The following is a 14,722-nucleotide window of genomic DNA, read 5'->3' as shown; positions in this document are numbered from 1 at the left end:
TCTCCTTTATTTTACAAGAAAAAGATTGTGTCTTGCGTCTTTTTCCCATACAATAAAAACGACACTATTGTCATTTTTATTATTCAGGAGGATGAATCATGGAAAAACCGTTGTTTCGCACTCAAAAAGGGCTGATGACACTGTTAGCCTCACAAACCATTTCTTCACTTGGAGACTGGCTTCACATTTTGGCCGTGCTAACGTTAGCCGCTTTTCAGATGGATGCTTCACCATTAGATATGTCGTTTTTAACGATGTCATTTGCTTTGCCTGTCATTGTACTTGGACCTGTATCGGGCCTACTCGCCGACCGTTTTGACAGAAAAACGATTATGTTTCTGTCTGAAATCGGCCGTGCCCTCACCGTTATCAGCTGCGTTTATGTCAGTGAGCTTTGGCAGCTTTACGTATTGCTATGCGTTCAGAGCTGTTTTTCTTCACTTTTTTCACCTGCTAAAAACGGAAAGCTTAAGGAATTGGCGCCGGAAGCACACCTCCAGCAGGCTGTTTCCGTCAGCAGCATCATTGATAACAGTTCAAAAATCTTCGGCCCTGCCCTCGGCGGCACGCTGATCGCTGCTTTCTCGATACATTCTGTTTTTTATATAAACGCCGGCGCCTTCTTTCTTTCCGCTGTCATTTTGTTTTTCCTCCCCAGAGATGCTTTTTTACAAAAAGCCAATACACCTCAAGAAAAAACATCAGCACTTACTTCTATCAAGGAAGGCCTTCAGTTTTTGAAACGGATGCCGCTGCTTTTAACAGGCTTACTCACAGCTTGTGTCGTTCTCTTTGTTTTGCAGATTGGTGATTCCCAAGCGATTATTCTTATCCGCTCCTTTTCAGGAGCTCCGCCCGAGCTTGCAGGCTGGTGCATGGCCGTAAGCGGTGCCGGAATGCTTTTTACGGCGGTCATTGCCGGCAGACGGCAGATCACTTCTTATTTGCTTTATTTCTCAACTGGGACCCTTCTTCTTGGACTAGCGACTGGAAGTGTGCCATTTCTAACCGGCATGGGCATTGCCGGCATGGCTCTTTTTATATTTGCTTTTTTCATCATGGGGGCGGCTTTCGGCCTCGTCCATATTCCATTTCAAATTCTCGTGCAAACAACAGTGCCTGTCGATTACAGCGGCAGGGTGTTCGGCGCCATTCAAAGCGCGACAACCCTCGCCTCCATCCTCGGCATGGCGGGCGGGGGCGTGCTGGCGGAATGGATCGGTGTTTCACTTGCTTTTCTTGTCTGTGGCTGCTTGCTGATCATGAGTGGGTTGATTACACTTATAGGTAAGAAAGTTTCAGAAAGCAGGCGATATCTTGTCACCGAAAGTAACAAAGGAGCACAAGGATAAACGGCAGGCAGAGATTTTAGAGGCTGCCAAAACGGTTTTTAAACGAAAAGGATTCGAATTAACGACAATGAAGGACGTTGTGGAAGAATCAGGTTTCAGCCGAGGCGGTGTCTATCTTTATTTTTCAAGCACTGAGGAGATGTTTCGCCGCATTATTGAAACAGGGCTGGATGAAGGACTCCGAAAGCTTGATAAATCAGCTGAACACCAAAGTGTTTGGGCCGCCATTTCAATCTATTTGGACGAACTGACTGAGGGTCTGCGTGATGTAGCAGATACGCTGGCGCCGGTGCAATTTGAATATTTAGTGACAGCTTGGCGGAATGAAGAGCGACGGCAGTACTTGGAGAAGCGGTATGATCTTTTTGTGGAAAGGTTTTCAAAGCTATTGCAAAAAGGGATCGATCAGGGAGAGTTTCAGCCGGTTCAGCCTCTTGCGACTATCGCCAAGTTTTTCCTCAATATGAATGACGGCATCATTCAAAACGCCCTGTATTTCGATGAAGAAAAGGCTGATGTATCTGGACTTGCTCAGTCTGCAAAACTATATTTAAAAACAGTTCTGCAAGCGGATGAGAAATAAAAAAACGCGGCAGGAGCCCCCTGCCGCTTGTTTTTTACCCTGCGTGATCACGCACTTCGACTATTACCTTCTTCTGTTTTGGCTGATAAACCTTCCCCACAAATAAATAACCGTATTTGAACTTATTCAGCGCCCACGAGGTCAGAATCGGCCCGGCTGTACACACGGCAAACAACAGGAGAACAGCCGGTACGGCGGGAATTTCGGGCATATTCAAAAGCAACACGTAGCCTATCATCATAAAATAGGCATGGAGCAGATAAATCGAAAAGGAATAGTTGCTGATAAACATCATGATTTTCGGCACATGCTTCATTTTAGAAAACAAGTGAAAGCACAGGAAAATCATGCTTGTCGAATACAGCATGATATCAGGCCGCTTCGAGCTGATCATGCCGATTTCGCCGACATAAGAAACAGTGACAACCAGCGCACCAGAAGCAATTGCGCAACCGTATACGACCCAGCGGTATTGGTTCAGCAGCGCTAAGAAACGCTTGTACTCTTTTCCGCAATAGTAGGCTAGACAAAAGTAGAAAAGCCAGCCTGCGAACGGAACCCAGAAGAACGGAAATGACCCGCCCTCTTCAGAAGCAGGAGCCGGGCTGACTGCGGAGAAATAGCTTAAATAAGCGGCTGTCACCACAAATGAGATAGACAGCACCCATTTCAGAGATGCTTTTTTCAAATACTCATGAAACATCATATGCAGAATGTAAAACTGAAAGATGACGAGAATGAAGTACCCGATAAAGTTTCCTAGGAATACATTCGCCAGATACTTTTGCACAAACGCGAGAAAGGTTATCTCTCCCCCCATCGCACTGGTCATCAGCAGGGCATCAATGGCCGCGATAAATAAAAAAGGAACAAAAATCACTTTTCCCCGCTTCTTTAAAAAACCTTCTGGCACCCCGTCAGGATAAGAACGCGCCAGTAAAAATTCAGAGATGAAAATAAAAGCGGGCGTGCTGAACATCAGGAGAGTACGGAAAGAATCAACAGTGTGAGAAACATCTGCAAGAGCTTCTGCCTGAAGCATCAGGACCATTGAAATGATATGGAGCAGGACGACACTTAAGCACGAAATGCAGCGGATCATAAAAATTTCTTTAATTTGCATGACAGCGCTCCTTTTATTTCAAATTGACAGAAATCGATGGTTGTACCTTAACATGTCTGTTCTATTTGAAAAAGTGCCTGATGTCATATAGTGACGTATGCATGATAGACTAAGGTCATAAGACCCTATGGCTTTCTCAGACGAAAAAACCCGCTGTAACGGAGACAGCAGGTTGTTTTATGGAGATATAGATATTGCGGCTCATATTATTAGAGGATTCCCCATTATACATAAAAAAAACAATATCGTTTATATTTTTCTAAAAATTAAATGCAAATCTCTTTTATCACATCAATGGAGATGAATCGGATACGTCTGACATACCTTTTATTTTCATTTCCCAAGTGGCCCGGTTGTGTTCCCTTCCACCCTTTTCTATAATAAGGGGAATAGGCAGTTAGAATCACAGTCGAGCACCGGCTCATCTGTTTTTCGAAACAGCCATAGACACGGAGGATAGCATGAGAGTATTAAAATACGCCATATTAGGGCTTTTGCGAAAAGGCGAATTGAGTGGATACGACATTACGAGTTATTTTAAAGAGGAGCTTGGCCAATTTTGGAGCGCCAAGCATAGCCAGATTTATCCCGAGCTCAAAAAGCTGACGGATGAAGGATTTATCACGTTCCGGACAACGATTCAGGGCACAAAGCTGGAGAAAAAGATGTACACCCTGACAGACAGCGGAAAGCAGGAGCTGCATGACTGGCTGATCCGCCATCAGCCGATACCGGAGACGGTGAAGGATGAATTTATGCTGAAGGCATACTTTATTTCTTCTCTATCACGGCAGGAGGCTTCTGATTTGTTCAAAGACCAGCTGCAAAAACGCCAAGCCAAGCTTTCTGACTTACAGGGAAGCTATGAAAAGCTTATGGCTTCAGCAGAGCCGATGTCATTTTCTTCACCGGACTTCGGCCACTATCTTGTGCTGACGAAAGCGCTTGAGAGAGAAAAAAATTACGTTTCTTGGCTGGAATCGATTTTAGCTATGATCGATAAGGATTAACCGGGAGCGTCCTTTACGTAATGCATGGGTTTACCCACATGAAAAAATCATCTGTCCAAGGGACAGATGATTTTTTTAAGCTCGGAGCGCTTTCAGCCCCGCTGCGAAAGTGATCGCCGCAAATGCAAGCAAAATGCCGCAGATCCCGAGAATATCTGTGACGCGGGCACCGTTAGCAATAATCTCAGTCAGCCCGCTCATTGCCCACTTTTGGGGAAGAAATTCAGCGATGGATTGCATAAATTTCGGTTCAATGTCGATCGGCCAATACATTCCGCTCACCATACACGTTGCAATGACGAACAAGTTGCCAAACGCAAGCTGCTGTTCTGGCGTTCTGACATTGGCTGCAATCATCAATCCAATGCCGACAACGGTCAGCAGAAAAAGCGACACCAACACCATAACCGCAGCCGGATTCCCCCAGTTGATGCCAAACAGCCAATGGGTTGCGAGAAGCAAAATGCCAAATTGAATCCAGCCAATGACAAAGAAGGACAGCACATACCCAGCACCGATTTCTACTCGGCTGACAGAGGCTGTAAGCAATCTGGACCAGACGCCGTTTTTTCTTGCTTCTAAAATGGTTCCAGCCGCTCCCATCATGGTCAGCATGACAAATAGGATGGAAAAGCCTGCTGCTCTGGAGGCTGTATCACTCGCTTCCGCACCCTCTTTTTTATCGCTGAGCGTCTGTCGTTTTACAGCCGGAGCTGAATCTTCATGTTTTTTGGCGAAAACTGTTTTATACGCCGCCTTCCAGCTCTCTCCCGCTGTCTGAGCTGCCGTTTTCGCTGCGGTAACCTGAATATTGAGCGTTGCCAATGTGCTTTCTGCATATTGTTTGACCATCGGCGCTTCCGACAGCTCGGGGCCGTGACGGAAAATCAGCTCAGGATGTTTGCCTTTTTCCAGCTGTGTCTGAAACGAGCGGGAAATGACGATGATCCCGACAATTTTCTTTTGTTTCAGCTTTTCTGACGCTTTGTTTTCAGACATGCTTTCGAATGTATACATATTATCGTGCGCCTTCAGCTGCCGAGTATAATGCTGTGAGAGAATCGTGTCGTCCTGATCAACGATTGCAAGCCGCACTTTATCATCATTTCCGCTGAGCATGCTCCCAAATACAAAGGTAAGCAAAAGCGGGGCAGCAAACATGATTAAATAGTTCTGCGGCTTCTTAAAAATGAGAGAAAGCTCAATGCCGCAAATGGCTATGATTTTTTTCACCCTGGTGTACCTCCTTATCTTGTATGAAGCCGTCTGATACCAATTACAAGTGAGCAAAGCCCAATCCCCGCAAAAAGAAGCACAGGCTTTTGAAGGTCAGCCCAGCCTCCCCCTTCCATTAAAGAAAGAAAGCCGTCAAGCGCCCAGCGATTTGGCACAGCTTTGGATACAGTCTGCAAGACGTCCGGAAATTGGTACAGCGGTAGCATGGACCCGCCGAGAACTGCAAGCAATTGAATACCGAAGCCGCCGATCGCATCCGCAGATTTCATATCGCTGAGGAAGGACGCAAGCAGCATTGAAATGCCGGATACAGCAGCGGCGTAAGAAAGCCCGAGAACACTCACAAACAGCAGATTGCCGCCCCAGTCCACACCAAAAACATTGATTGTGACGATCAGAAATATGAAAAATTGTATGATGGCAAACAGATATGTCCCAAGCCACTTTCCGAAGAGAATGACAGATTTTTGCGCGGGCGTCATCAGCATTCTGGCAAGCGTCTCCGTATCCTTTTCCTGTAAAAATGATTTCGCCCCGACTGTCATATGAAACAGCATAAACATGCAAAGCATTGCAGCCGAATAGTATTGAAAACTGGTAACTGCCTTGCTGCCAACAGATTTTTCCTTAATAGTAAGTTTGTCGCCCGTTTCTCTTTCAAGTGTCTTTGTCAGCTTTTCTGCAAACTGTGCAGTGTCAAGTTTTCCTTGCTGTACAGCTGCCGTTTTGCTGACGTAATCCATTGAAGCTGACGCGGCTTCTTTTACCGCTTTATATTGGTCTATAAAAGAGCTGGCAGCTGTTTCGATGATGGAACTTTTTAATGTTTGATCAGGAGCGGCATAAACAACAGCTGATGTTTTGCCGGATTCCCAATGTTTCGGAATGACAATACCTACATCGATTTTCTTTTCATCAAGCAGTTTCTTCATCTTGTCTTCGCTGGTTGCTTGTGTGGCCTTTATCGACTTCATTTTTTTGAGCACATCTTTCGTAAACATGTTCGCTGCATCTGACTGATCTGGTTGAACGTAGCCGACTTTGATCTCATCAATCCCGCTGCCTCCGTCAACAACTGACCCGAGCGCCGCTCCTAAAATACAGGTTAGGATCAGCGGCATTAGGATAAGCATCATAAACCCTTTTCTGTCCGTGATTCTGATTTTGACATCTTTCCATGCGATCCATATGCTTTTTTTCATAGCCGTTCCCCCTTAATCCCGCAACGTGCGGCCGGTCAAATTCAGAAACAGGCGCTCCAGATTTGGTTCCTGCACCTGAAGAGACAGCAGGTTTATATGATGGGCAGCGGCTTCAGCAAGCAGGCTTGTGACGACTTTCTCATGATGGGCCGCAGCAATGTCAATTTTGAGCTCTGAATCATGTACTGTCACATCATTCACATGGGCCAAAGAACGGATTGCAAAAAGAAACGCTTCATCGATCCCGCTGACTGTGAGCTGAATGATGGTATCGCCTCCAAGACGGCTGCACAAATCAGTTTTTGTACCGATCGCAATCATTTCGCCCTGATCAATAATTCCGATCCGATCGCATAAAAACTCAACCTCTTCCATGTAATGACTCGTATAGATCACCGTCATGCCCGATTCGTTGAGCTGTTTCACCGTTTCTAAAATATGATTTCTTGACTGAGGGTCAATACCGACAGTCGGTTCATCCATAATCAGCAGCTCGGGCTTATGCATTAAAGCCGCACCGATGTTGATTCTTCGCTTCATCCCTCCGGAGAATGTTTCAATTTTATCTTTGGCACGCTCAGTCAGGCCGACGTATTCGAGGACCTCTGCCGATCTTTTTTTAGCCTCACCGTGCGTAAGTCCGTACATTTTCCCCCAAAACATAAGATTCTCATGAGACGTGAGCGTCGGATATAAAGCAATTTCCTGCGGGACAACACCGATTTTTTGTTTCGCTTTGGCTGTTTCTTTTCCGATGACACAGCCGCCGACTGTGATGTTTCCGCTGTCATGCGGCACAAGGCCGGAAATCATCGAGATGGTTGTGGATTTTCCCGCACCGTTTGGCCCGAGCAGTCCGAATGACTCCCCCTTTTGTAGGGAAAATGAAATGCCTTTCACAATTGTTTTTTTTCCATATGCCTTTTTGATGTTTTCTGCTTGCAGCACGTTGTTTCACTCCTTTTTTACTCCCATTGCCATTGTAGAAAAAAGAAAGGCGTGCGGCATGTAGCGCCGGATAGAATGTAAGGCATGAAAAAAAGGCCTGTAAAAGGCCTTTTTAGAGAAATACATATGCAAAACGTCATATGTCAAAAGACAGATACACCATATCTGACCGAGTAAATGGCGGCTTGGGTTCTGTCCCTGACAGCCAGCTTGCTGATGATATTTGAAACATGATTTTTGACTGTGCCTTCTGTAATGTACAGCTTTTCAGCAATTTCTTTGTTATTCAGCCCGTACCCCAGCTCAGCCAGAACCTCGATTTCGCGCTCGGTCAAGTCGAGCAGCTCCTTAGGTTTTTCTATGTCGCTTATTCCTTTCAGCTGTTTTTCACGCTTCCATTCATTCAGCATTTGGGCGGTCAGTTCCGGAGGAAGCACCATTCCGCCAGAATGAACAGTCATGACCGCTTTTACAATCGTATCTGCCGACATGTCCTTCAGCAGGTATCCGCTCGCTCCTTCTTCAAGCGCTTCAGCAATCAGCTCTGAGTCCTTGAAGGTTGTCAGCATCAAAACCTTTACGCCAGGCAAAGAGCTTGTAATCAATTTTGTTCCTTCGACACCATTGGAGATTGGCATGCGGATGTCCATTAACACGATATCCGGCTCCAGCTCTTTCGCCTTTTCGAAGGCTTCCTGTCCGTTTCGCGCCGTTGCGATCACATCGAGCTCTTCTCGGAGCTGAAGCAGGGATGCCAGCCCTTCTCTGACGATATCCTGATCGTCGGTAATGATGATCTTAATCATGATAAATTCTCCTTTTGCTGCGCGGGCCCGAAGCTCCATTTTTTATTAGCCAGTGAAAATTCGGCGATTACAGTAAACCCTTGATCCCGTTCACTCTCAAAGCGGATCGTTCCGCCATGCTCCGCTGCCCGCTTTTTCATATTCAAGAGGCCAAAGCCAAGTGCCGTTTCTGGATTTCCTTTGCCGTCATCCTTAATGACAAGGCTTACGCTGTCCGTTGTGCAGGCAAGCTGTATCGAACAAGCTGTGGCGCCGCCGTGCCGTTTGGCATTGGTCAGTGCTTCCTGCACCGTTCTGATCAGGGTCGGATGAAGAGACAGCGGGATAATTGCAGGATCGCCGCTGACCGCAAATTCAGTTGTGACTCCTGCATTTTTGTAAAAGTCTTCTGTCAGCTGTTTCAGCGATTCGATTAGCGAAGGATCGTTTTCCGTTTGCAGGGTGCGTACTGATAAGCGGACATCATCAAGCGCTTCACGGGCAAGCGTGTCACAGACACCGACTGTCTCATCCGCTTTTTGGCTGTCTCTTTTTTGCCATTCACGCAAAAGCTGCAGCTGAACGAGGAGCGCCGTCATTTTGTGTCCGACTGTATCATGGATTTCCCTTGCCATTCTATTCCGCTCATGAATGGCGGTCAGCTCCTCAACCTGCTTCGCATATAAATGCAGCTCCTCGTGGGCAGCAGACAGCGCCAAGTGGGATTCTGTCAGTTCCCGGTACTGCTGTTTTGCCGTTTCCTGCGCATCCAACAGCTTGCGGATTAATTTGCCGACGACACCGCAAAAGACAACGAATGTCATGCTGGTCAAATGATCAATGACAAATTCATTGCCGAACATCGCATATGTACGGATGAGGACGATCAAAAACAAAATAGAGCAAAGACATAAGACAGACCAAGCTGTTCTTTTAGGAAACCCCCGCAGAAAAAAGGCGACCGCAACCGGACAAAGCATAATAATGAACAAACCTGTGCCGGGAAAGATAAATCCGAACGAAAAGCCGATTGCAATATCAATCAGGCAGAACCAGATGGCATTTGTCTCTTTTGTCAGCAAAACATGATTGGCTGCATACAAGACAGCACCTGCTGCGATAAATACATATCCAAACCAGTTATCCTCTTTGACAATGGACAAATACATTAAACAACTCACCATTAAGGTGAACATTCTCGTAAAAAAAAGAGCCTTCACGCTCATCACTCCCGATACCCAATTCCCTTCTTATCATACCTGCCTCAGGGCATTTTTGACAGGAGTTTCTGGAAAATAAAAAATCCCCCTGCCGTTTTTTCGGCAAGGGGATTGCAGTCAAATCACAAATAAAATATGGGCCCCGGAAACAGGATCTTTCACGCGGAAGCTGTTTTCCATTTCTTCGATCGAATATCCGGCGCGTTTGACTCGGTCAGCCACTTGATCCAGCTCCTCTTGATGAGGCAGGACAACCGTGTAATAGTCTAGTCCGCTGGCATTTGTCGGTTTGGGCGGCGCGTTTCTTCCCGCCCAAATGTTTAAGCCGATATGATGGTGGTAGCCTCCGCCTGAAACGAAGAGAGCGGACATGCCCGCATAGTTTCCGACAATGTCAAAGCCCAGCACATCTGTATAAAACGCTTTTGCTTCATTCAAATCACTGACATGCAGATGAATGTGTCCGATGATTGTATCGTTGGGAAGCGCTGTTTTCCGTTCATCTCCTGCCTCTTCCAATAGGCCTTCAATGTCAACAGCGGTTGTCGTCATGACGTAGTTCCCTTCCCGGTCACGCTGCCACGTGCTGCGGGGGCGGTCAGCGTACATTTCAATGCCGTTGCCATCAGGATCAGACAGGTAGAGCGCTTCGCTGACAGCATGGTCCCCATGTCCGATGGCAATGCCGTGTTCAATCAGGCGGGCGAGCGCGATCCCAAGTTCCTTCCTGTCCGGAAGAAGAATCGCAAAGTGATAAAGACCCGTCACAGACCGTTCAGGCAAGACGACGGCGCTTGGATTTTCTTCAAGAATAAGCAGAACGCGCTTCCCGTCAGCCGTTAATTCAGCTCGATGATCCGTCTTTTTTAAAACTTGAAAACCGATGACGTTACAGTAGAACTGAAGGGAACGCTCCAAACTGCGGATTGTGAGTTTGGCATAGCCAATGTGTGTATCCTCATGAATGCTGGTCATGCTGTATGCCTCTTTTCTTATGCTGATACGTTTGTGTTCTTTTTTCCTTTAAACACTAATGGGTCCAGTGCCAGGAATCGGCTTCCAGTTAGCGCAAGGTGGATGGATGTCAAAAGCAGAAGGTAATCAAATTCTGCATTGCCCATGAATGGCGCTTTCAGCTTAACTGTGATGATGGCGCCGATCAGTGTAAGTGCGAACAGTACACCGACAATACGTGTAGCCAATCCGAAGAAGACAAGCACTCCGCCAATGAGTTCAATCGCTGCGATGACATACGCCATAAAGCTTGGAAGGCCTATGCTGCCGAAAAATTGGATGGTGCCCTCCATTCCCTGAAACTTAGACAAACCGTGGACAAAAAAGATAATACCTGTAATAACTCTTAAAAGTAATGTGCCAATTTCAAATGATTTATTCATTTGTTCCTCCTTGATAAATGTTATCACTTACTTAATGTAAGCTAGTATATATACATAACTTGTTTACGTCAAGTAATTTTGTTACATTTTACGAAAATGACATAAAAGTACTATAAAACTGTAACAAAAAAGACCTCTGTGCAGGACAAAGGTCTATTTCTCAAATTGGCTTTCATATAAGTTGCTGTAAAATCCTTTTTGCCGGATCAGATCATCATGGCTGCCCTTTTCAATCATTTCGCCGTCTTTCAGCACCACAATCTGATCCGCTCTTTGAATGGTATTCAGCCTGTGGGCAATGATGACGCTTGTTCTTCCTTCCATTAAACGGGCAAGCGCTTCTTGAATGTTGACTTCCGTTACGGTATCAATGTTGCTTGTTGCTTCATCCAAAATGAGAAGAACCGGATCGGCAAGCACCGCCCGCGCTATAGAAATTAACTGTTTCTGTCCTTGACTGATGCCCGAGCCGTTTTGCGTCAGCACGGTGTCGTACCCTTTTGGCAGCCTTTCAATAAAACTATGGGCATTTGCTGTTTTTGCAGCTGCTTCTACTTCCTGATCAGAAGCATCAAGCCTGCCGTAGCGAATATTTTCTCTGATCGTTCCTTGAAACAAAAACGAATCCTGAAGAACAAATCCCATGTTTTTTCTCAGGCTTGCTCTAGTAAGGGTTTTAATATCTGTACCGTCGATTAAAATTTTTCCTTCGTCAGGCTCGTAAAAACGGGCGAGTAGGTTGGTGACGGTCGTCTTTCCCGCTCCCGTCGGCCCGACAAACGCAATGGACTGCCCGGCAGGCACGGTAAACTGTAAATGCTTCAGTGTATGTCGCCCTTTATCGTAACCGAAGGACACATCCCGAAATTCAATGCTTCCTGTTTGGATAGGCTGATGCACGGCGTTCTTTTCATCCTCGCGCTCTTCTTTTTCATCAAGCACGTCAAATACCCGTTCAGCGCCGGCAATTGCGGACAGCATTGTATTAAACTGGTTGGCCAGATCGTTTAAAGGACGTGTAAATTGTCTTGAATACTCGGCAAAGACGACGATTGAGCCGATCGAGATCCAGCCTTTCAGCGCGAACAGACCGCCAATTGCCGCAATCATTGTAAAGCTTAAGTTATTCAAAGAGTTCATGACTTTCGGGATAAACCCTGAAATCGTCTGCGCCCAAAAGCCCGACGTTTTGAGAGCAGCGTTTTTTTCGAGAAATTCAGCAGTAATCTGCTTCTCACGCGAATAGGCTTTGATGACCTTTGCGCCGGAAACAGATTCCTCAATATACCCATTCAGATCACCAAGATTTTTCTGCTGTTCTTTAAACAGCTTTCCCGTTCGGTTGGTGATCCATTTCAGGCTCGCTGCCATCACCGGAATAATGGTCAGCGTAATCAATGTAAGGAGCGGGCTCATGTACAGCATCACCGCAACGGTCCCGACAAAGGTGATCACGCTTGACAAAATTTGAATGACTGACGTATTTAAGGTAGAACTGACATTTTCGATGTCATTCGTCACCCGGCTCATCAGCTCGCCGTGCCGCTGTTTATCAAAAAACGGAATCGGCAGCTCATGCAGATGGGTGAACAATTCGCTTCTCATTCTGAAAACCGTGCCCTGCGAGATCGTAATCATCCAGTAGTTTTGAAACCAGAGCGACAGGGACTGAATGATATAGATAGCGAGCAGAAGAAGCAAAACAGGAATCAAGCCATTGACCGTTTTCCCAACGATAAAATGGTCAATGGCCTTTCCGATCACAAAGGGGCCAAGGAGCCCGAATATCGCGCTGATGACAACCATCAGCATGACAAGTACGAGAAGTCCTTTTCGTTCAGCCAAGTAAGACCAGATTCTTCTCAGTGTACCCTTTGTATCCTTTGCTTTCGCCCGCTTTTTCGCGCTTTCTTTTTTGTCAATTGGCAGTTTGGGATATTGGAAAGGCTTGCGGATGTCTTTTAGCATGACTCGCTCCCCTCCCTTCCGAATTGTGACTCGTAAATGCGCTTGTATAACTGAGATTCAGAAAGCAGCTCACTGTGAGTGCCTTTTTCAATCAGTTCGCCGTCCTCAAGCAGCAAAATCTGATCAGCTTTCATTGCTGTGGTCATTTTTTGCGTAATGATCAAAGTTGTGCACTCGTATGTGCTGATTGCCTCAAGCAGCTTCGCTTCCGTTTGCAGGTCAAGCGCGCTTGTGCTGTCATCCAAAAGAAGGATGGCCGGCTTTCGGATCAGCGCCCGCGCAATGGAAATCCGCTGTTTCTGGCCGCCGGACAGATTGACGCCCCTTTGCCCCAAAACTGTGTCATATCCATTTGGGAGCTTCAAAATCGTTTCATGAATTTGCGCGTGTTTGGCCGCATCCATTATTTCATCTAGTGAAGCATTTTCTTTGCCCCACGCGATATTTTCTTTGATTGTGCCTGAAAACAAGAGAACCTCCTGCGGTACATATCCAATTTGCCTGCGCAGCCCTTCAGCCGGAAAATCTTGAACCGGCTTTTCATCTATGTAAATGCGGCCTGCATCCGGCTGATAAAGCCGTGGGATGAGCTGAAAAAGCGTGGATTTGCCCGAGCCCGTCGCACCGAGAATCGCGATCGTTTCTCTTGGCTTTGTTGAAAATGAGACATTTCTGAGCGCTTCCCTGTCCATTTCAGGATAGCGGAAGGATACATGCTGAAACTCAATCCGTCCCGCCAAACGATCAGATATGATGCCCTCCTCCCGCTCGTCGCCTTCTGTTTCAAGCACCTCGCCGATTCTATCTCCTGAAGCCTTCGCCCGGGTGAAAATCATAATCAAAAACGGAAACATCGAAAGCGCGCCCGTAATTCGTGTGGCATAGTTAATAATCGCAACAACATCGCCGACCTGAGTGCTTCCGCTCGTGATACTGTAGGCCCCCGCCCACAAAATCAACAGGATGCAGAGATTCATCAAAAGCATCAATACAGGCATCGTGAATTCCACAAGCTGAAAGGCAGAAACCGTTTTTTCCATCAGCCTTGTGTTGGCTTTGATAAATTTTTTGACCTCGTGGCTGCCGCGAAGCAGCGCTTTGATCAGCTTGATTGCGGTTAAGTTTTCCTGCATGATGGTGTTCACTTGATCCAGCCGTTTCTGCACTGAACGGAACAGCGCCCCGCCTTTCTTTAATACCCATAGCAAAAACAAGATCAGGATCGGAATCGCCACAAGCAGAAAAAAGCCGAGCTTCACATTAACGGCAAGCGACAGCACAATGCCGCCTGCAATCATTAAAGGAGCCCGCAGCATAAACCGCAAACTCATAAAAATCATATTTTGAACCTGTGTGACATCGTTTGTCAGCCTTGTAATATAAGAAGAGGATGAAAACTGTCCAAATGTAGAATAGGAGAAGGACTGGATTTTTTGAAAAAGCCCTTTTCTCGTATCATAGGAAAAGCTTTGGCTGACATGGGCGGCATAAAAGGAATTCAGCATCCCCGCCGCAAAGGATAACACGGTCAGTCCGATCATGACCGCGCCCCATGTCCAAACATGCCGCAGATCTTGCTTCAAGATCCCATCGTCGATGATTTTCGCAATCAATAAAGGCTGCATCAGTTCAACTACAAGCTCCGTCAGCATAAGAATCAGCGCAATTCCCGCCAGCAATGAATATGGTTTTAAAAACGACAAAGCCTTTTGCATGTAAAAGCCTCCAAACCCCTTTTAGCAATATGTACTTTTTATTTTAATTGTTTATAGAACTTGATGAAAGAATTTTACTGTAATGATGTGTTATAAAAACATGAACAAAATCACCTTATCTTTTATTCGAGAGCTATTTACTGACTGATCTAAGTTCATTAAACACATATCGAGATAAGTTTA

The 14,722-nt window shown here is 46.1% G+C and carries 13 protein-coding genes; 3 read left to right on the top strand and 10 right to left on the bottom strand.

What is annotated here, in order from left to right; genetic code table 11:
• Positions 1–98: 98 nt before the first annotated feature.
• Both JQX68_RS04615 and JQX68_RS04610 read left to right on the top strand, forming a co-directional pair.
• Positions 99–1,352 carry an MFS transporter gene (locus JQX68_RS04615; RefSeq protein ID WP_147773068.1) on the top strand — a complete coding sequence of 418 codons (1,254 nt, stop codon included), beginning with the start codon at positions 99–101 and terminating at the stop codon, positions 1,350–1,352.
• On the top strand, positions 1,318–1,935 hold the full coding sequence (locus JQX68_RS04610) for a TetR/AcrR family transcriptional regulator (RefSeq protein WP_069839951.1): 618 nt from the start codon (positions 1,318–1,320) through the stop codon (positions 1,933–1,935). Before JQX68_RS04615 ends, JQX68_RS04610 begins: the two co-directional genes overlap by 35 nt.
• Before the next feature lie 34 nt (positions 1,936–1,969).
• Here JQX68_RS04610 and JQX68_RS04605 read toward each other — a convergent pair whose 3' ends face one another.
• On the bottom strand, positions 1,970–3,058 hold the full coding sequence (locus JQX68_RS04605) for an acyltransferase family protein (RefSeq protein ID WP_147773067.1): 1,089 nt from the start codon (positions 3,056–3,058) through the stop codon (positions 1,970–1,972).
• A 461-nt stretch (positions 3,059–3,519) separates the two neighbouring features.
• Here JQX68_RS04605 and padR point away from each other — a divergent pair, with 461 nt between their 5' ends.
• Entirely contained in the window at positions 3,520–4,068 is a 549-nt protein-coding gene (gene padR / locus JQX68_RS04600) for a transcriptional regulator PadR (RefSeq protein WP_014663246.1), read from the top strand.
• 75 nt (positions 4,069–4,143) lie between these two features.
• Here the strand turns inward: padR and lnrN are convergent, their stop codons facing one another.
• The 9 genes from lnrN to JQX68_RS04555 all read right to left on the bottom strand — a co-directional run bounded on the left by lnrN (position 4,144) and on the right by JQX68_RS04555 (position 14,539).
• Entirely contained in the window at positions 4,144–5,301 is a 1,158-nt protein-coding gene (gene lnrN / locus JQX68_RS04595) for a linearmycin resistance permease LnrN (RefSeq protein ID WP_095432299.1), read from the bottom strand.
• A 14-nt stretch (positions 5,302–5,315) separates the two neighbouring features.
• Complete coding sequence (lnrM, locus tag JQX68_RS04590; protein WP_136655052.1) at positions 5,316–6,506, bottom strand: linearmycin resistance permease LnrM; 1,191 nt, start codon at positions 6,504–6,506, stop codon at positions 5,316–5,318.
• 12 nt (positions 6,507–6,518) lie between these two features.
• Positions 6,519–7,454 (bottom strand): linearmycin resistance ATP-binding protein LnrL, encoded by a 936-nt coding sequence (gene lnrL, locus JQX68_RS04585; RefSeq protein ID WP_147773066.1) that lies wholly within the window; start codon positions 7,452–7,454, stop codon positions 6,519–6,521.
• Positions 7,455–7,597: 143 nt separating this feature from the next.
• Positions 7,598–8,260: a two-component system response regulator LnrK gene (gene lnrK / locus JQX68_RS04580; protein ID WP_134975801.1), complete on the bottom strand. Its 663-nt coding sequence runs from the start codon at positions 8,258–8,260 to the stop codon at positions 7,598–7,600.
• Positions 8,257–9,459, bottom strand: a complete 1,203-nt coding sequence (lnrJ, locus tag JQX68_RS04575; RefSeq protein ID WP_147773065.1) for a two-component system sensor histidine kinase LnrJ — start codon at positions 9,457–9,459, stop codon at positions 8,257–8,259. The genes lnrK and lnrJ overlap by 4 nt, the downstream gene beginning before the upstream one ends.
• A 117-nt stretch (positions 9,460–9,576) precedes the next feature.
• Positions 9,577–10,434 carry a catechol 2,3-dioxygenase gene (catE, locus tag JQX68_RS04570; protein WP_147773064.1) on the bottom strand — a complete coding sequence of 286 codons (858 nt, stop codon included), beginning with the start codon at positions 10,432–10,434 and terminating at the stop codon, positions 9,577–9,579.
• 17 nt (positions 10,435–10,451) lie between these two features.
• Positions 10,452–10,856 (bottom strand): DoxX family oxidoreductase CatD, encoded by a 405-nt coding sequence (catD, locus tag JQX68_RS04565; RefSeq protein WP_014663239.1) that lies wholly within the window; start codon positions 10,854–10,856, stop codon positions 10,452–10,454.
• Between the two features lie 153 nt (positions 10,857–11,009).
• Positions 11,010–12,824: an ABC transporter ATP-binding protein gene (locus tag JQX68_RS04560; RefSeq protein WP_014663238.1), complete on the bottom strand. Its 1,815-nt coding sequence runs from the start codon at positions 12,822–12,824 to the stop codon at positions 11,010–11,012.
• Complete coding sequence (locus JQX68_RS04555) at positions 12,818–14,539, bottom strand: ABC transporter ATP-binding protein (protein WP_147773063.1); 1,722 nt, start codon at positions 14,537–14,539, stop codon at positions 12,818–12,820. The genes JQX68_RS04560 and JQX68_RS04555 overlap by 7 nt, the downstream gene beginning before the upstream one ends.
• Positions 14,540–14,722: the final 183 nt, after the last annotated feature.

This window comes from Bacillus sp. LJBS06, from assembly GCF_016924995.1.
GTDB classification, from domain to species: domain Bacteria; phylum Bacillota; class Bacilli; order Bacillales; family Bacillaceae; genus Bacillus; species Bacillus stercoris.
The sequence above is the reverse complement of the archived record's forward strand: the minus strand, read 5'-3'. Positions and strand labels throughout refer to the sequence as shown.

Coding starts and splice junctions, on each gene's coding strand:
- JQX68_RS04615 (WP_147773068.1), top strand. CDS start 99: ATGGAAAAACCGTTGTTTCGCACTCAAAAAGGGCTGATGACACTGTTA.
- JQX68_RS04605 (WP_147773067.1), bottom strand. CDS start 3,058: ATGCAAATTAAAGAAATTTTTATGATCCGCTGCATTTCGTGCTTAAGT.
- padR (WP_014663246.1), top strand. CDS start 3,520: ATGAGAGTATTAAAATACGCCATATTAGGGCTTTTGCGAAAAGGCGAA.
- lnrM (WP_136655052.1), bottom strand. CDS start 6,506: ATGAAAAAAAGCATATGGATCGCATGGAAAGATGTCAAAATCAGAATC.
- lnrK (WP_134975801.1), bottom strand. CDS start 8,260: ATGATTAAGATCATCATTACCGACGATCAGGATATCGTCAGAGAAGGG.
- catE (WP_147773064.1), bottom strand. CDS start 10,434: ATGACCAGCATTCATGAGGATACACACATTGGCTATGCCAAACTCACA.
- catD (WP_014663239.1), bottom strand. CDS start 10,856: ATGAATAAATCATTTGAAATTGGCACATTACTTTTAAGAGTTATTACA.
- JQX68_RS04560 (WP_014663238.1), bottom strand. CDS start 12,824: ATGCTAAAAGACATCCGCAAGCCTTTCCAATATCCCAAACTGCCAATT.
- JQX68_RS04555 (WP_147773063.1), bottom strand. CDS start 14,539: ATGCAAAAGGCTTTGTCGTTTTTAAAACCATATTCATTGCTGGCGGGA.